This window comes from Erwinia sp. 009765445, assembly GCF_058137865.1.
Genome location: NZ_JBYUWC010000007.1, coordinates 153,488 through 169,302, shown reverse-complemented (window position 1 = coordinate 169,302; position 15,815 = coordinate 153,488). Strand labels below are relative to the sequence as shown.

Below are 15,815 nucleotides of genomic sequence, written 5' to 3'. Positions count from 1 at the left end.
AAAAGTATTAACAGGGATGTAATTATGCCATTATCTATTGCTGACCAAAATAAACTGGACGCTTTCTGGTTATATTGCGTAAAACATCAGTATTTTAATATTGGTTATCCGGAATTGGCCGATTTCGATTACACCATGCTGGAACGTTTTCTGCGCTTCTCCATTAATAACTGTGGTGACTGGGCGGAATATTGTAACTATTTGCTGAACTCATTTGAATTTGAAAAAGAGGTGATGGAATACTTCGCCGGATTATTCAATATTCCGTTTGAAGACAGCTGGGGCTATGTCACCAATGGCGGCACGGAAAGTAATATGTTCGGCTGTTATCTGGGGCGTGAGCTGTTCCCGGAAGGCACGCTTTACTACTCAAAAGACACCCACTACTCCGTGGCGAAAATCGTCAAGCTGTTGCGCATTAAGTCTCAACTGGTGGAATCGCAGTCCTGCGGTGAGATGGATTACGACGACCTGGAGAGAAAAATCAGTGCTTCCGGTGAGCGTCACCCGATCATCTTCGCCAACATTGGCACCACGGTTCGCGGAGCCATTGACGATATTGCCGAAATTCAACGGCGCATTGCCGGGTTGGGGATTGCCCGTAAGGATTACTACCTGCATGCCGATGCGGCACTGAGCGGCATGATCCTGCCGTTCGTCGATGAACCTCAGCCCTTCACCTTTGCTGACGGTATCGACTCTATCGACTCTATCGGTGTCTCCGGCCATAAAATGATCGGCTCTCCGATCCCCTGCGGCATCGTGGTGGCGAAGAAGATCAATGTCGATCGCATCAGCGTGGAGATCGACTACATCTCCGCTCATGACAAAACCATCACCGGCTCCCGTAATGGTCACATCCCGCTGATGATGTGGGCCGCCATGCGTAGCCACACCAACGCCGAGTGGCGTCGCCGCATCCAGCACAGCCTGAATATGGCTCGCTACGCGGTCGATCGTTTCAAAGCGGCAGGCATTGATGTGCTGTGCCACAAGAACTCGATCACCGTGGTGTTCCCGAAACCTGCTGAGTGGGTATGGAAAAAGCATTGCCTGGCGACTTCAGGCGACGTGGCACATCTGATCACCACTGCCCATCACCTGGACAGTTCTCAAATTGATGCCCTGATTGATGATGTGATCAGCGATCTGAATCAGCGTGCGGCCTGACAGATGAAGCTGTCAGCGAGCTCAACCAGCGTGCGGCCTGGAAGTGAGCAGCGGTAAATCACCGCTGCTCCCTGAATAATCTGGCAGATTTCAGCGCCAACCGGGATCTGCCAGACCCGGCCACTATAAGGCACTTTCCCCATCAGGAGCGATGGAAAATGAACAACAGTTTGCGGGCGATACGCGGCATGCGTGATGTATTGCCGCAGGAAACGCCAATATGGCAGTGGTTAGAGGGCAAATTTCGCCATCTGACTTACCGCTACGGTTACCAGGAGATGCGGCTGCCTCTGCTGGAGCCGGTGGCCCTGTTTGAACGTGCGGTCGGCCAGGCGACCGATATTGTCTCGAAAGAGATGTATAACTTTATGGACAAAAGCGGTGAACATATCACCTTGCGTCCTGAGGGGACCAGCGGCTGGAGATCAACTCGCTGGGGATCCCGGAAGAGCGGCGTGCGCACTGCTTGAAAAGGCCTCTATTCCCTACATCGTCAATCCACGGCTGGTGCGCGGCCTGGACTATTACACCCGCACCGTTTTCGAGTGGATTACGGATGAGCTGGGTTCACAGGGAACCGTCTGCGGCGGCGGGCGTTATGACGGACTGGCACAGCTGTTCAGTCCCCGGCCTCTGGCGGCTTGCGGGTTTGCCATTGGTATCGAACGGCTGCTGCTGCTGATCCAGACCGTCAGTCAGCAGGATAATCCGCTGTGGCACTTTCATCCCGATGTGGTGATCGCCAACGAGCGGCAGGATGACGGGCTGAAGGCACAGCTGCTGGCCGAGCGGTTACGCCAGCAGATTGACGGGCTTAGCGTGCTGGTGGACTGCAGCGGGGCGAAGCTGAAGCGGCAGCACCAGACGGCTCTGCAGAGCCAGTGTCAGGCTATCGTCACGCTCAATAGCGGTGGTGAAATTCGCTTGTGGGATCTCGTCAGTTCACAACAGATGACCCTCAATGAGAAGGACCTGATCGGTTGGCTGCAGCAGCATTTGCGTTAACTTTTTCAGGGAAGAACAGCGCCTTCAGGAGAGACGGGCAGTGACAAGAAAAAGCCGGCTATTTATTCAGGGAATGCCTCATCTGGTGCAGCTCAGAGGCCATAACGGCGAACTGTTGTTTCGGGATGAGGCCGATTATTTAAGCTTCAGCCACTGCCTGACGCTGGCTGCGCTTCGCTATGAGATTGCGCTCCACAGCTGGTCGCTGGCACCAGCGCGGATTTTGTTCTTTCTCAGTGCCGTGGACAAACTCTCGCTGGGGCGTTTCATCCAGCATATCGGGCGCAGCTATGTTCCCTTTTACAACCGTCGTTATCACCGTAGTGGCGCTTTGTGGGACAACCGCTATCTCAGCAGCCCTGTCGAGCCTGGCGTCTACTTTCTGGCAGTGAAAAGATTAACGAGCAGGGGGAAGACGGCGTCAGGGGGTATCACAGTGAAGGCGAGCTGCCCGTTGGGCAGGTTGCCCCACACGCGGCCTGGCTGCAGCTGGGAGAGAACCTGGAGCAACGGCAGTCGAAATACCAGGTATTTTGCCAGACGCCGGTTAACGCTGCGCTGGTTGCCCGTATCCGCAGCGCGCTGTATCAGAACTGCCTGCTGGCTTCCCCCAGAGTCAGTGAGCAGCTGGAAAGCCAGCTGGAGCGTACGCTGCGTCCACGCCATGGCGGCCGGCCGCGTAAGTATGAGATCAGCCCGTCAGAGCAGTGGCTGTGGCTGGAAAAACAGGCCGGTGAATTTTTTCAGCAGCGTGGCTATCAGCAAATCCGTCTCTCTTTACTGGAGCGCGAACCGCTGTTTGCACCGGGTGGACCGGTTATTCATGGCGACGGCGAACTGCGGGGAGATGGCACCACCGGCTGTTTGCGCCTGATTGCCACCCACTGGCATGAAGCGGCGATGGGGCGTCTCTGGTATTCGGGGGCGATGTTCTGTCAGTCGCGCCACAGTGAACGTCTTCAGCAAAATCACCAGATTGGCGTGGAAGCCTTTGGCATGCCCGGCATTGATATCGAGCTGGAGCATCTGACCATGCAGGCGCAGTTTTTACGCCGTCTGGGCCTGGCTGACCGGGTGGAACTGTTTATCAATACTCTGGGCAGCGCGGAAACGCTGAACTGTTTTCGTCAGGCGTTACGCGAATATTATCAGCCAGTTGCCCATTTTCTTGCCCGGGAACAGTGGGAATGGCTGGAAACCAGGCCCGAGCGGCTGATCCACCATGACGATATCCTGCTGCAGCGTCTGGCTACCAGGGCACCACGGTTGGAAGAGTTTCTTTCTATTGATGCCTGTCAGCGCTTCAGCCGCATGCAACACACGCTGAGCGAAGCCGGGATCGCCTGGCAGTACGATCCGGCGCTGTTTCCCCATAACGACTACTGCCAGCTGGTATTTGAGTGGCGCAGTCTCGAACAGGGGGAAAACCGGGTGCTGTGCCGGGGTGGGCGCTATGATGCCTGTGCCAGCCGGGTGGTCGGGCGCGCGGTCTCTGCCTGCGGATTCGCGTTTATGCTGGAACCGCTCATGGCTTTGCTGAGCCACAATGCTTCCCGACGCAAAAGTGCCGGACAGGTGGATGTGGTGATCATTCCCTGTCAGCCGCGTGGGGCCGGGCAGGCATTGTTGCTGGGGCGTCAACTCCGCCAGCAGTTTCCGTTACTGAGCATCATGAATGACTGTTCATCGCAGCGGTTAGCCACTCGCTATAAAAACAGCTGGCGACAGGGTGCCAGCTTTATTCTGGAGCTGGAAGGGGATGGGGAAACGCTGTTGCTGCATGATGCACAAAATCAGTCCTGCCAGCAGGCCAGTGTCGATACGATTGCGGCAAGGTTGGGTAATGCGTTGATGCTGTAGGGGAGTAGAGAAAACGGGGCGAAAGAGCTCGCCCCGGCAGACATTACTTTGCGGCTTCCAGCACAAAAATTTTCACATCCACCACGTCATCTTTGATGTTGGCGCGGTGAAGTTCCATATGTGCTGCCTGCTGGTGCTGTTCCAGATGGCGCAGCGAATCCCAGTGCTCAACCATAAAGATCGAATCCGGCGAATGCTGCTTCCAGGGCACCTGCGCTTTGTGGTCGATCAGCGCCTGATACTTGCCGCAGCCCTCTTCCTGTAACACCGTGGGCGTCAGTCTCTCAATGGCCTGCAGGACGGCGGTACGGCGACCCGCTTTGACGCAAATTTCGGCAATAACAGTCAGCATGGTGATTCCTTCAGAGATGGGCGTCTTATCAGTTAAGCAAAGATCTGGCTCAGATGAGTCTGATAGCGCTCAATATCGCGTGGAATGTCTGGCTGCTTGATCACGTCATTACAGATAAAGCTCGGCAGCGGTTCCATGCCCAGGAACTGGTTTGCCTTGTGGAAGTGCAGGTACAGACCATCCACGCCAACGCCTTCAAAGAACTGCTCAGGGTCGGTAAAGGCCTGCAGCGGAGCATTCCAGGTCAGGGACAGCATATATTTTTACCCTGGATCAGGCCGCCAGAACCGTACTTTTTCGCTGCATCAGAGCGGGTGCGGCCATCGCTGGCGTACAGGGAGCCGTGGCCTTCGGTGAACACTTCATCAATATATTTTTTCAGGATCCACGGCTCGCCCATCCACCAGCCAGGCATCTGATAAATCACGGTATCGGCGTCCAGTTACTTTTGCACCTCATCAGCCACCACATAGCCTTGATCCACTGCGGTGATCTCCACCTGATGGCCAGCGTCGCGCAGCCAGGTTGCGGCCACGTCGGTCAGGGTGTGGTTCAGTTCGCCTTTTGAATGGGCAAAGGCTTTCCCGGCGTCAATAATCAAAATCTTGCTCATGCTTCTCTTTCTCCAGTTCATGACTATCCGGCGAGTGTACGCGGGGGGGGGGGGGCAGCAAAAAAATGTGTGTTCGATCACAACACTTTTGCTATTTACGCAACAATACCCGGACAAAGGGTAGGATTTCCGCTTCAGACATCATGAGACAGAACAATATGATAAAAACAGGGATCGCAACGCTGCTGCTGGTCACGGCAGGCAGTGCCAGCGCACAGTCACATCTGGACCGGGTCATACAGAGCAAAGTGCTGACGGTCTGCACCACCGGCGACTACAAGCCTTACAGCTTTCTGCGGCCTGACGGGCAGTATGAAGGGATCGACGTGACTATGGCCCGGTCGCTGGCGAAAAGCCTTGGCGCGCAGGTTAAATGGGTCCCGAGCAGTTGGAAAACCCTGACGCCGGATTTCCTGGCCAAACAGTGCGATATCGCGCTGGGCGGCGTCTCCGTCACGCTGAAGCGTCAGCAGACCGCCTGGTTCGCCACGCCACTCGGCACCGACGGTAAAATCCCACTGGTGCGCTGTGCAGATAAAGCGAAATATCGCACCATCGCGCAGTTGAACAAACCCTCCGTGCGGTTGATTGAGCCAGCCGGTGGCACCAATGAAGCCTTCGTGCACAGCATCCTGCCGCAGGCAAATCTGACCCTGTTCCACGATAACGTCACCATTTTCCAGCAACTGGTGGATAAAAAAGCCGATGTGATGATCACCGACGCCCCCGAAGCGATGTACCAGCAGAAACGTTTTCCGAAGCTGTGTGCCGTTAATCCGGAGCAGCCGATGCAGTACGGTGAAAAGGCCTATATGCTGCCGCGCGATGATATGAGCTGGAAACTGTATGTCGATCAGTGGCTGCATCTGAGCAATGCCACCGGGGAATATGCTCAGGTTACCGGACAGTGGCTGGCCGCCGCGAAATAATCCCTTCCGGCGGGGGAAATCGCTCACCCCGCCGTATTCCACGCTCACATGTTACCTGTGACAGAACCTGCCCGGATAAGGTACTATCCTCGCCAAACGACCCCGATGTGGCGTGCCGATCGCGCCGCGATGTGAGGAACAAAGAGTAATGAGTGATCTGACGCAGGATGGTGCAGAGCGTCGTGCCCTGCATAAGTTTACGGAAGAGGCCTACCTCAACTATTCCATGTACGTCATCATGGACCGCGCGCTGCCCTATATCGGCGATGGCCTGAAGCCTGTTCAGCGCCGTATCGTCTATGCGATGTCGGAACTGGGCCTGAACAACAGCGCTAAATTTAAAAAATCGGCACGTACCGTGGGTGACGTGCTGGGTAAATACCACCCGCATGGCGACAGCGCCTGCTATGAAGCGATGGTGCTGATGGCGCAGCCGTTCTCTTACCGCTATCCACTGGTGGACGGGCAGGGGAACTGGGGTGCGCCGGATGACCCGAAATCCTTTGCGGCGATGCGTTATACCGAATCCCGCCTGTCAAAATACGCTGAGCTGTTGCTGGGTGAACTGGGCCAGGGCACCGTTGATTACGTCCCGAATTTTGACGGCACCATGCAGGAGCCTTCGATGCTGCCTGCGCGTCTGCCGAATATCCTGCTGAACGGCACCACCGGCATCGCTGTGGGCATGGCAACGGACATTCCACCGCATAACCTGCGTGAAGTGGCCAACGCGGCCATCAAGCTGATCGACGAGCCAAAAACCACGCTGGATGAGCTGCTGGATATCGTCCAGGGGCCGGATTATCCAACGGAAGCGGAGATCATCACGCCACCTAATGAGATCCGTAAGATCTACCAGAATGGCCGTGGTTCTGTTCGTATGCGTGCGGTGTGGAAAAAAGAAGATGGCGACGTGGTGATCACCGCGCTGCCGCATCAGGTTTCCGGTGCCCGCGTGCTGGAGCAGATTGCTGCGCAGATGCGCAACAAAAAGCTGCCGATGGTGGAAGACCTGCGCGATGAATCCAACCACGAGAACCCGACGCGCCTGGTGATTGTGCCGCGCTCCAACCGCGTGGATATGGAGCAGGTGATGAACCACCTGTTCGCCACCACCGACCTGGAAAAAAGCTACCGCATCAACCTCAACATGATCGGGCTGGATAACCGTCCGGCGGTGAAAAACCTGCTGGAGATTATCAGCGAGTGGCTGGTTTTTCGCCGCGATACGGTTCGCCGCCGCCTGAATTTCCGCCTGGAAAAAGTGCTGAAACGCCTGCATATCCTCGAAGGTTTGCTGATTGCGTTCCTCAACATTGATGAAGTGATCCACATCATCCGTACCGAGGATGAACCGAAGCCGGAACTGATTGCGCGCTTTGGCATCAGCGAAACCCAGGCCGAAGCGATCCTTGAGCTGAAATTACGCCACCTCGCGAAGCTGGAAGAGATGAAAATTCGCGGCGAGCAGGATGAGCTGGCGAAAGAGCGCGATCGGCTGCAGGGCATCCTCGCTTCCGAACGTAAAATGAATACCCTGCTGAAGAAAGAGCTGCAGGCCGATAGCGATGCCTATGGCGATGACCGCCGTTCGCCGCTTCGCGAGCGTGAAGAAGCGAAAGCAATCAGCGAAAGCGAGCTGGTGCCGTCCGAGCCGGTGACCATTGTGCTGTCGCAGATGGGCTGGGTGCGCAGCGCCAAAGGCCACGATATCGATCCGGGTGGACTGAGCTATAAAGCGGGTGACAGCTACCGTGCGGCCGCGCGTGGCAAGAGTAACCAGCCAGTGGCGTTTATCGACTCCACGGGCCGCAGCTATGCGCTGGATCCGGTCACGCTGCCTTCCGCACGCGGGCAGGGTGAGCCGCTGACCGGCAAGCTGACGCCGCCGCCGGGTGCCATCGTGGAGCAGGTGCTGATGGAGGCCGATGAGCAGAAACTGCTGATGGCTTCGGATGCGGGCTACGGCTTCGTCTGTACCTTCAGCGACCTCGTCTCGCGCAACCGTGCCGGTAAAGCGCTGCTGAGCCTGCCGCAGAATGCGAAGGTGATGACACCAATGGCGATCCACCACGCTGATGATATGCTGCTGGCGGTCACCACCGCGGGCAGAATGCTGATGTTCCCGGTGGCGGATCTGCCGCAGTTGGCGAAGGGCAAGGGCAATAAAATCGTTTCAATCCCTTCTGCCCAGGCGGCCTCCGGCGAGGACAAGCTGGCCTGGCTGATGCTGCTGGCACCGGAGACCTCACTGACCCTGCACGTTGGCAAGCGTAAACTGACGCTGAAGTGGGATGACCTGAACAAGTTCCGCGCGGAGCGTGGACGCCGTGGTACGCTGCTGCCGCGTGGCCTGCAGAAAATTGATCGGATTGAAGTGGACGCGCCAGCCAGACCGGAAACCGGCGACAGCGAAGAGTAATCGCCCGCCGGGTCAGCACGCCGGTCGTGGTGCTAACCCGGTGAAATGCGGCGAATTTCGCGAATTAACGATATACTTCCCCGGTGTTCTGCCCGGGCAGAGTCTGAAAGCAATAACGAGGATGTGATGCTCTCAATTTTACGGTTCATCGTAGTGGTTATCTATTCGATACTGGTGTGTGTCTTTGGCTGTATTTATTGCCTGTTCAGCCCGCGTAATCCCCGCCACGTTGCCACCTTTGGTCATCTGTTTGGCCGCCTGTCGACGGTGTTTGGCGTCAAAGTTGAGCAGCGTAAACCTGCAGGATCGGAAAACCTGCCGAACGCCATCTATATTGCCAACCACCAAAATAACTACGACATGATCACCGCAGCCAACATTGTGCAGCCGACGACCGTTACCGTCGGCAAAAAAAGCCTGCTGTGGATCCCCTTCTTTGGTCTGCTCTACTGGCTGACCGGCAACCTGCTGATTGACCGTGACAATCGTGCCAAAGCGCATGGCACCATTGGTGAACTGATTGAGCAGTTCAAAAAGAAAAAGATTTCGTTCTGGATGTTCCCGGAAGGCACCCGCAGCCGTGGACGTGGCCTGTTGCCGTTTAAAACCGGAGCATTTCATGCCGCAATGGCGGCCGGTGTGCCGATCATCCCGATTGTGGTGAGCAACACTCATGACAAAATTAAGCTGAACCGCCTGCATAACGGTCTGGTGATTATTGAGATGCTGCCACCAGTGGACACCAGCGCTTTCGCCGATCAGTCGGTGCGTAAGCTGGCTACCCACTGCCGTGAACTGATGGCTGCCAAGCTGGAAGAACTGAATGCAGAAGTGGCCGAACGCGAGGCTTCCGGCAAAATTTAATCCAGGCATGGGGCAAAATCTGCAATAAAACACACGGCATTTACAATCATAAAAAATGGAACGCGGCCTGATAATAAGGGCCGCATTTTTCGGTTACGGAGTTTTTATGTCCTTCAGTCGACGTCAGTTTATTCAGGCATCGGGCATAGCGCTGTGCGCCAGCGCGCTGCCGGTCAAAGCCCTGGCTGCCGGGCCGGGCACCGCTTTGCCGGTGCCGCCGCTGGTTGAGTCCCGTCGCGGGCAGCCTATCTTCCTCACCCTGCAGCGCAGCCACTGGTCTTTTACCGGCGGCAGCAAAGCGCAGGTCTGGGGAGTTAACGGTCTCTATCTTGGCCCGACGGTGCGTGTCTGGAGCGGCGATGACGTCAAACTGATTTACAGCAACCGCCTCAACGAACCGGTGGCGATGACTGTCGCCGGGCTGCAGGTTCCTGGCGCTCTGTCGGGTGGTGCTCCACGGCTGATGTCTCCCGGTGTTGACTGGTCGCCTGTGCTGCCAATCCGTCAGACAGCTGCCACCTGCTGGTATCACGCCAACACGCCAAACAGAATGGCCCAGCACGTCTATAACGGGCTGGCCGGAATGTGGCTGGTGGAAGACGAAGTCAGCAAAGCGTTGCCGCTGCCAAATCACTACGGCGTCGATGATTTCCCGCTGATTATTCAGGACAAGCGGCTCGATAACTTCGGCTCACCGGAATACGATCCGCCTGCGGACGGCGGTTTTGTTGGCGATACGCTGCTGGTTAACGGCGTGCAGAATCCGTTTGTCGATGTCTCACGTGGCTGGGTGCGCCTGCGCCTGCTGAACGCTTCCAACTCACGCCGTTATCAATTGCAAATGAGCGACAGCCGTCCGTTCAATGTGATTGCCAGCGACCAGGGTTTTCTGCCTGCGCCAGTGGCGGTGCAGCAGCTTTCTCTGGCTCCCGGTGAGCGCCGGGAAATCCTGGTGGATATGAGCCAGGGCGATGAAGTGTCCATTACCGCAGGAATATCTGCGGGGATTGTTGAACGCCTGCGCGGTCTGTTCGAACCTTCGGGCATCCTCACCTCCACCCTGATCCTGACGCTGCGACCAACCGGGCTGCTGCCGCTGGTGACCGATAACCTGCCGATGCGCCTGCTGGCGGATCAGGTGATTGAAGGCAACATCAGCCGCACGCGCGAATTCCGGCTGGGTGATTCGCTGCCGGGCATCAACGGCTCGCTGTGGGATATGGGGCGCATTGATACCCAGGCGCAGCAGGGCAGCTTTGAGCGCTGGATTATCCACGCCGACTTGCCACAGGCTTTCCATATTCAGGGAGTCATGTTCCTGATTAAAAACGTCAACGGCGCGCAGCCAATGGCGGAAGACCGGGGCTGGAAAGACACCGTCTGGGTCGACGGCAGCGTGGAGCTGTTTGTCTCCTTTACCCAGGCTTCGTCAGACCACTTCCCGTTCGTCTACTACAGCCAGACGCTGGAAATGGCCGATCGCGGTACCGCAGGGCAGCTTCAGGTACAGCCTGTTATTGGTTAAATTCCATACAGATAAGATATTGATGGTCATCAGAAGTAGTCACCGGACGGGAGCAGCTTGCGAGCTGCCCAGGTAATAACGCACTCCGACAGCCAGCCTCATTTAAGCCCGGAAATTAACCCTTAGTTATTTTCCGGGCTTTGACCTATAATACCGCTCCTTTTTTCGCCAGATGAGCTCTTTATGCGCGCTGCCAGCCTGATCCAACCGGATCGTGAACTCTTCTCATGGCCCCAGTACTGGGCTGCCTGTTTCGGACCTGCCCCTTTCCTGCCAATGTCGCGGGAAGAGATGGATATCCTCGGCTGGGACAGCTGCGACGTGGTGATCATCAGCGGAGATGCCTATGTTGATCATCCCAGCTTTGGCATGGCGATTATCGGCCGGATGCTGGAGGCGCAGGGCTTCCGCGTTGGCATCATTGCCCAGCCGGACTGGAACAGCAAAGAGGACTTTATGCGCTTCGGCAAGCCAAACCTGTTCTTCGGCGTGACGGCCGGAAACATGGATTCGATGATCAACCGCTTCACCGCCGATCGTAAACGTCGCCACGATGATGCTTATACGCCGGACAATCAGCCGGATAAGCGCCCGGACCGCGCCTCGCTGGTCTACACCCAGCGCTGTAAAGAAGCCTGGCGCGACGTGCCGGTGATCCTCGGCGGGATCGAAGCCAGCCTGCGGCGCACGGCGCATTACGATTACTGGTCCGATACCGTTCGACGCTCGGTACTGGTGGACAGCAAGGCGGATATGCTGATCTTCGGCAACGGTGAACGGCCACTGGTGGAAGTGGCGCACCGTCTGGCACAGGGCGAAGAGATCGGCAGCATCACCGACGTGCGCAACACCGCCTTTATGTGCCGTCAGGCGCGACCAGGCTGGCAGGGCGTGGACTCCACCCGGCTGGACCAGCCGGGCCGGATCGATGCCATTCCTAATCCCTATGGCGAAGATCTGGCTTGCGTGATCCCGGACGACACCGTGAAGGCTGATGGGGCGAAAGCCATTGTGGTGCAGATGCCGAAGCCAAAGCCGTGGGAGAAAACTTACGTGCTGCTGCCTTCTTACGAGAAGGTGAAAAATGACAAGGTGCTCTACGCCCATGCTTCCCGCATTCTGCATCATGAGACTAACCCCGGCTGCGCGCGGGCGCTGATGCAGAAGCACGGCGATCGCTACCTGTGGCTGAATCCTCCTGCGATCCCTCTGACCACGTCTGAAATGGACAGCGTCTATGCGCTGCCTTTCCAGCGGGTGCCACATCCCTCTTACGGCCAGCAAAAGATCCCTGCTTATGACATGATCCGTTTCTCGGTGAATATCATGCGCGGCTGCTTTGGCGGCTGTTCATTCTGTTCAATCACCGAACATGAAGGCCGCATTATTCAGAGCCGCTCGCAGGAATCGATCGTTTCGGAGATTGAAGAGATCCGCGACAAGGTGCCGGGGTTTACCGGCATAATCTCGGACATCGGCGGCCCAACTGCCAATATGTATATGCTGCGCTGCAAAACGCCAAAGGCCGAGCAGACCTGTCGGCACGCCTCCTGCGTCTATCCTGCTATCTGCCCACATATGGACACCGACCATCAGCCGACTATCGATCTCTATCGGCGCTCGCGCAAAATCACCGGCATTAAAAAGATCCTGATTGCTTCTGGCGTGCGTTACGATCTGGCAGTATCCGATCCCCGTTATATCAAGGAACTGGCCGCGCACCATGTGGGCGGCTATCTGAAGATCGCGCCGGAGCATACCGAGGAGGGGCCGCTGTCGAAGATGCTGAAGCCGGGAATGGGCAGCTATTACCGCTTTAAAGAGCTGTTCGATCGCTATTCGAAAGAGGCGGGAAAAGAGCAGTATCTGATCCCCTATTTTATTGCTTCACACCCTGGTACCAACGATGAAGATATGGTGCATCTGGCGCTGTGGCTGAAGAAGAACCGCTTCCGGCTGGACCAGGTGCAGAACTTCTACCCGTCGCCGATGGCGAGTGCCACCACCATGTATCACAGCGGCAAAAACCCGCTCAGCAAGGTGGGCTACAAATCGGAAGATGTGACCATCCCGAAAGGCGACAAACAGCGGCGTTTGCATAAAGCTTTGCTGCGTTATCACGATCCGAAAAACTGGCCGCTGATCCGCGAAGCGCTGACGGCAATGGGGAAAAAGCATCTGATTGGCGGGCGTAAAGAGTGTCTGGTGCCGGTGGCGACGCTGGAAGAGCAGCGTGAGGCGCGTCGTGCATTGCGCGGTGCCCGTCCGGCCCTGACCCGTTACAGCCCGATAAAAGGGCAGCAGCGGAAAAGATAAGAAGAGGGCGGAGTCAGTGCTCCGCCCTGCTGATATTTAGTTCAGTTCGTCAGGGTTTGGCCCCAGACGATTACCGATATCCAGCGTGGCAATATCGCTGATCTCCGGTTTTTCCAGACGGAAGTCGAAGACTTCGAAGTTCTCCTGAATACGCGAAGGGGTGACCGATTTCGGGATCACCACCAGGCCGCTGTCCAGGTGCCAGCGGATTACGATCTGCGCCGGGGTTTTGCCGTATTTCTTCGCCAGGTTTTTAATCACTTCCTGATCGAACACGCCTTTGCCGCCCTGTGCCAGCGGGCTCCATGACTCGGTCTGGATATGGTGCATGGCGTTCCACGAATGCAGCGTGCGCTGCTGGAACATCGGGTGCAGCTCAATCTGGTTTACCACCGGGCTGACGCCGGTTTCATCCATCAGGCGTTTCAGGTGCGCTTCCTGGAAATTGCAGACGCCGATACTTTTGGTCAGTCCCTGCTTCTGCAGCTCAATCATCGCCTTCCATGCTTCAACATAATTATCTTTGCCCGGACACGGCCAGTGCATCAGATAGAGATCGACGCTCTCAAGCTGCAGTTTTTTCAGGCTGGTGGCCATCGCTTTTTCGGCGTTCAGCTGATCGTCGTTCCACAATTTGGTGGTGACGAAGATATCGTCTCGTGCGACATCCGTTTCCTGCAGCGCCTGGCCAATCCCTTCCTCGTTTTTATAGATTGCGGCAGTATCGATGGAACGATAGCCCACCTCCAGCGCTTTGACCGCAGCCTTACGTGCATCATCTATAGTGGCCTGCCAGACGCCAAGACCGAACTGCGGCATCATATTGTCATCGTGGAGTTTAATTATTGGTTGCTCTGCCATGATCTCTCCTTTGCAGCGAATGAACCGGCTGCTCTGAGCCGGTTGGTGATGTTAAGTTTAGTTGAGTTTAACGGGTCGTCTGATAAATCTTATGATGTCATGCCGATGAAAGTTTTACCGGCGGAAGACCGGAAAAACGTGCCCGTTTCTGCCGCTTTCTTGCCTGATCCTCCACAATACTGGAGGATCGCTGACAGATTCGGCATGATGTCGCCAGGACTCCTCTCAGCGTGAGAACCGACTATGGATCGCAATACCCTCTGTACCCGGCTCGCCAGTCAGGTGATTAAGCTGGTCACCACGGGCGCGTCGAGAATGGCTTCTGTGCCGGATGTCAGGTTGATTTACGCCAACCAGTCGAGCGGTCGCACCCCCGTGCTTTACACTTCCGGTATCGTGATCCTGTTTCAGGGACATAAAATCGGCTACCTCGGTAATCATGTTTTCCACTACGACGCCACGGAATATCTGATGCTCACCGTGCCGCTCTCGGTCGAGTGTGAAACTTTCGCTACGTCTGAAGAGCCACTGGCCGGGATTCTGCTGAACGTTGATCCGGTCAAGCTGCAGGACTTGCTGATTGATATCGGCGACGATGACAGCTTCCAGCCGCAGCCGCAAACCCGGGGCATTCACTCATCAAAGCTGACTGAAGATATGCTTTGCGCGGCGGAGCGCCTGCTGGATGTGCTGCAAAATCCGCGTGATGCCCGCGTGCTTGGCCCGCAGATTATCCGGGAGATCCTTTATCATGTGCTGACGGGGCCTTGCGGCGGGGCGCTGATGGCGCTGGTCAGCCGCCAGACGCAGTTTAGCCAGATAGCCCGTGCGCTGCGGCGAATTCAGCATCATTACACCGACAACCTCAGCGTTGATCTGCTGGCGGCGGAAGTGAACATGAGCGTCTCGGCTTTCCACCATAACTTCAAGGCGGTCACCAGCACTTCTCCGCTGCAATATCTGAAAAGCTACCGGCTGCACCAGGCCCGGATGCTGATGCTGCATGAGGGATTGAAGGCCAGTGCGGCAGCGATGCGGGTAGGATATGAGAGTGCTTCGCAGTTCTCGCGGGAATTTAAGCGCTATTTTGGCGTGACGCCGGGTGAAGAGATTACCCGCATGCGTCAGGGCGTCTGAGGGCAGGCCGGAACCCGGCCTGGATCAGGAGGATTTACGGCGCTTCAGCACCAGCGTGATACTGCCTACCAGGCCGGCACACAGCAGCACCAGCGGTAAAATCATCAGTATCGCCATCACCTGGCCTTCATGACGCTTGATAAACGGCACCTGGCTGATGGCATAACCCAGCGATACCAGAATCCCAACCCACAGCAAGCCGCTCAGCCAGTTAAAGAACTGAAAACGACCGTTTTTCAGGCCGGAGATCCCTGCCATGGTGGGCAGGATGGTGCGGACGAACGCCAGAAAACGCCCGGCCAGCAGCGCCATCAGGCCATGACGGTGGAACAGGCTCCAGGCCCGCTGGTGATACTGTGCGGGGAGATGCATCAGCCAGCTTTTCACCAGCCGCGTGTTGCCCAGCCAGCGGCCCTGCAGATAGCTGAGCCAGCAACCGAGGCTGGCGGCAAGCGTCAGGATCACCACCGTCGGAATAAACCCCATCACCCCTTTGGCAATCATTGCTCCAGCCAGCAGCAGCAGGCTGTCACCCGGCAGGAACGCTGCGGGCAGCAGGCCGTTTTCCAGCAGCAGAGTAACGAACATAATGCCGTAGACCACCCAAACCACATCCGGATTGGCCAGCGCGGCAAAATCCTGATGCCACAGCGCGGAGACAATCTCGTGTAAAACTGCCATTTCATATCCTGTTTACTGCGTTGAGCTGACGATTGTACTGACAATATGGCCGCCGCACTTTGATCGCTGACGCGGATAAT

The 15,815-nt window shown here is 56.6% G+C and carries 15 protein-coding genes and 1 pseudogene; 10 read left to right on the top strand and 6 right to left on the bottom strand.

Translation table 11 applies throughout. The features are described from left to right. The first annotated feature begins 24 nt into the window (after positions 1-24). Entirely contained in the window at positions 25-1,170 is a 1,146-nt protein-coding gene (locus AC3Y5R_RS09720) for a histidine decarboxylase (protein ID WP_489921156.1), read from the top strand. Here AC3Y5R_RS09720 and AC3Y5R_RS09715 read toward each other — a convergent pair. Beyond that, positions 1,155-1,304, bottom strand: a complete 150-nt coding sequence (locus AC3Y5R_RS09715; RefSeq protein WP_489921155.1) for a hypothetical protein — start codon at positions 1,302-1,304, stop codon at positions 1,155-1,157. The genes AC3Y5R_RS09720 and AC3Y5R_RS09715 overlap by 16 nt on opposite strands. A 24-nt stretch (positions 1,305-1,328) precedes the next feature. On the opposite strand from AC3Y5R_RS09715, the gene AC3Y5R_RS09710 reads away from it, so the two are divergent. Together AC3Y5R_RS09710 and AC3Y5R_RS09705 are read left to right on the top strand one after the other, a co-directional pair. Continuing rightward, positions 1,329-1,640: an ATP phosphoribosyltransferase regulatory subunit gene (locus AC3Y5R_RS09710; RefSeq protein WP_489921154.1), complete on the top strand. Its 312-nt coding sequence runs from the start codon at positions 1,329-1,331 to the stop codon at positions 1,638-1,640. Between the two features lie 37 nt (positions 1,641-1,677). Beyond that, positions 1,678-2,175 carry an ATP phosphoribosyltransferase regulatory subunit gene (locus tag AC3Y5R_RS09705; protein WP_489921153.1) on the top strand — a complete coding sequence of 166 codons (498 nt, stop codon included), beginning with the start codon at positions 1,678-1,680 and terminating at the stop codon, positions 2,173-2,175. A 139-nt stretch (positions 2,176-2,314) separates the two neighbouring features. On the opposite strand, the gene AC3Y5R_RS09700 is transcribed toward AC3Y5R_RS09705, so the two are convergent. Next, positions 2,315-2,452, bottom strand: coding sequence for a hypothetical protein (locus tag AC3Y5R_RS09700; RefSeq protein ID WP_489921152.1), 138 nt, complete (start codon positions 2,450-2,452; stop codon positions 2,315-2,317). A gap of 56 nt (positions 2,453-2,508) precedes the next feature. On the opposite strand from AC3Y5R_RS09700, the gene AC3Y5R_RS09695 reads away from it, so the two are divergent. Then, positions 2,509-4,035 carry an ATP phosphoribosyltransferase regulatory subunit gene (locus tag AC3Y5R_RS09695; RefSeq protein ID WP_489921151.1) on the top strand — a complete coding sequence of 509 codons (1,527 nt, stop codon included), beginning with the start codon at positions 2,509-2,511 and terminating at the stop codon, positions 4,033-4,035. 43 nt (positions 4,036-4,078) lie between these two features. Here the strand turns inward: AC3Y5R_RS09695 and AC3Y5R_RS09690 are convergent, their stop codons facing one another. Both AC3Y5R_RS09690 and AC3Y5R_RS09685 read right to left on the bottom strand, forming a co-directional pair. Beyond that, complete coding sequence (locus AC3Y5R_RS09690; RefSeq protein ID WP_489921150.1) at positions 4,079-4,387, bottom strand: putative quinol monooxygenase; 309 nt, start codon at positions 4,385-4,387, stop codon at positions 4,079-4,081. 32 nt (positions 4,388-4,419) lie between these two features. After that, positions 4,420-5,000, bottom strand: a pseudogene (locus AC3Y5R_RS09685) (NAD(P)H-dependent oxidoreductase). 158 nt (positions 5,001-5,158) lie between these two features. On the opposite strand from AC3Y5R_RS09685, the gene AC3Y5R_RS09680 reads away from it, so the two are divergent. The 5 genes from AC3Y5R_RS09680 to AC3Y5R_RS09660 all read left to right on the top strand — a co-directional run bounded on the left by AC3Y5R_RS09680 (position 5,159) and on the right by AC3Y5R_RS09660 (position 13,056). Then, complete coding sequence (locus tag AC3Y5R_RS09680) at positions 5,159-5,929, top strand: transporter substrate-binding domain-containing protein (RefSeq protein ID WP_489921149.1); 771 nt, start codon at positions 5,159-5,161, stop codon at positions 5,927-5,929. Between the two features lie 148 nt (positions 5,930-6,077). Further along, the gene (gene parC / locus AC3Y5R_RS09675) at positions 6,078-8,351 is read left to right on the top strand and encodes a DNA topoisomerase IV subunit A (protein WP_489921148.1); all 2,274 of its coding nucleotides are present in this window, start codon (positions 6,078-6,080) and stop codon (positions 8,349-8,351) included. A gap of 126 nt (positions 8,352-8,477) precedes the next feature. Then, complete coding sequence (locus AC3Y5R_RS09670) at positions 8,478-9,215, top strand: 1-acylglycerol-3-phosphate O-acyltransferase (RefSeq protein WP_158784488.1); 738 nt, start codon at positions 8,478-8,480, stop codon at positions 9,213-9,215. 106 nt (positions 9,216-9,321) lie between these two features. Beyond that, positions 9,322-10,740, top strand: a complete 1,419-nt coding sequence (gene ftsP / locus AC3Y5R_RS09665; RefSeq protein ID WP_489921147.1) for a cell division protein FtsP — start codon at positions 9,322-9,324, stop codon at positions 10,738-10,740. 183 nt (positions 10,741-10,923) lie between these two features. Continuing rightward, positions 10,924-13,056, top strand: a complete 2,133-nt coding sequence (locus AC3Y5R_RS09660) for a YgiQ family radical SAM protein (RefSeq protein WP_489921146.1) — start codon at positions 10,924-10,926, stop codon at positions 13,054-13,056. A gap of 36 nt (positions 13,057-13,092) precedes the next feature. Here AC3Y5R_RS09660 and dkgA read toward each other — a convergent pair whose 3' ends face one another. After that, on the bottom strand, positions 13,093-13,917 hold the full coding sequence (gene dkgA, locus AC3Y5R_RS09655; protein WP_489921145.1) for a 2,5-didehydrogluconate reductase DkgA: 825 nt from the start codon (positions 13,915-13,917) through the stop codon (positions 13,093-13,095). A 243-nt stretch (positions 13,918-14,160) separates the two neighbouring features. On the opposite strand from dkgA, the gene AC3Y5R_RS09650 reads away from it, so the two are divergent. After that, entirely contained in the window at positions 14,161-15,054 is an 894-nt protein-coding gene (locus tag AC3Y5R_RS09650; RefSeq protein WP_489921144.1) for an AraC family transcriptional regulator, read from the top strand. Positions 15,055-15,078: 24 nt separating this feature from the next. Here AC3Y5R_RS09650 and AC3Y5R_RS09645 read toward each other — a convergent pair whose 3' ends face one another. After that, positions 15,079-15,735, bottom strand: coding sequence for a DedA family protein (locus tag AC3Y5R_RS09645; RefSeq protein WP_489921143.1), 657 nt, complete (start codon positions 15,733-15,735; stop codon positions 15,079-15,081). Between the last annotated feature and the right edge of the window lie 80 nt (positions 15,736-15,815).

What these genes read in the sequence shown, in the direction of transcription:
- AC3Y5R_RS09720 (WP_489921156.1), top strand. Translation starts at nt 25, where the DNA reads ATGCCATTATCTATTGCTGACCAAAATAAACTGGACGCTTTCTGGTTA.
- AC3Y5R_RS09710 (WP_489921154.1), top strand. Translation starts at nt 1,329, where the DNA reads ATGAACAACAGTTTGCGGGCGATACGCGGCATGCGTGATGTATTGCCG.
- AC3Y5R_RS09700 (WP_489921152.1), bottom strand. Translation starts at nt 2,452, where the DNA reads ATGCTGGATGAAACGCCCCAGCGAGAGTTTGTCCACGGCACTGAGAAA.
- AC3Y5R_RS09690 (WP_489921150.1), bottom strand. Translation starts at nt 4,387, where the DNA reads ATGCTGACTGTTATTGCCGAAATTTGCGTCAAAGCGGGTCGCCGTACC.
- AC3Y5R_RS09680 (WP_489921149.1), top strand. Translation starts at nt 5,159, where the DNA reads ATGATAAAAACAGGGATCGCAACGCTGCTGCTGGTCACGGCAGGCAGT.
- parC (WP_489921148.1), top strand. Translation starts at nt 6,078, where the DNA reads ATGAGTGATCTGACGCAGGATGGTGCAGAGCGTCGTGCCCTGCATAAG.
- AC3Y5R_RS09670 (WP_158784488.1), top strand. Translation starts at nt 8,478, where the DNA reads ATGCTCTCAATTTTACGGTTCATCGTAGTGGTTATCTATTCGATACTG.
- ftsP (WP_489921147.1), top strand. Translation starts at nt 9,322, where the DNA reads ATGTCCTTCAGTCGACGTCAGTTTATTCAGGCATCGGGCATAGCGCTG.
- AC3Y5R_RS09660 (WP_489921146.1), top strand. Translation starts at nt 10,924, where the DNA reads ATGCGCGCTGCCAGCCTGATCCAACCGGATCGTGAACTCTTCTCATGG.
- dkgA (WP_489921145.1), bottom strand. Translation starts at nt 13,917, where the DNA reads ATGGCAGAGCAACCAATAATTAAACTCCACGATGACAATATGATGCCG.
- AC3Y5R_RS09650 (WP_489921144.1), top strand. Translation starts at nt 14,161, where the DNA reads ATGGATCGCAATACCCTCTGTACCCGGCTCGCCAGTCAGGTGATTAAG.
- AC3Y5R_RS09645 (WP_489921143.1), bottom strand. Translation starts at nt 15,735, where the DNA reads ATGGCAGTTTTACACGAGATTGTCTCCGCGCTGTGGCATCAGGATTTT.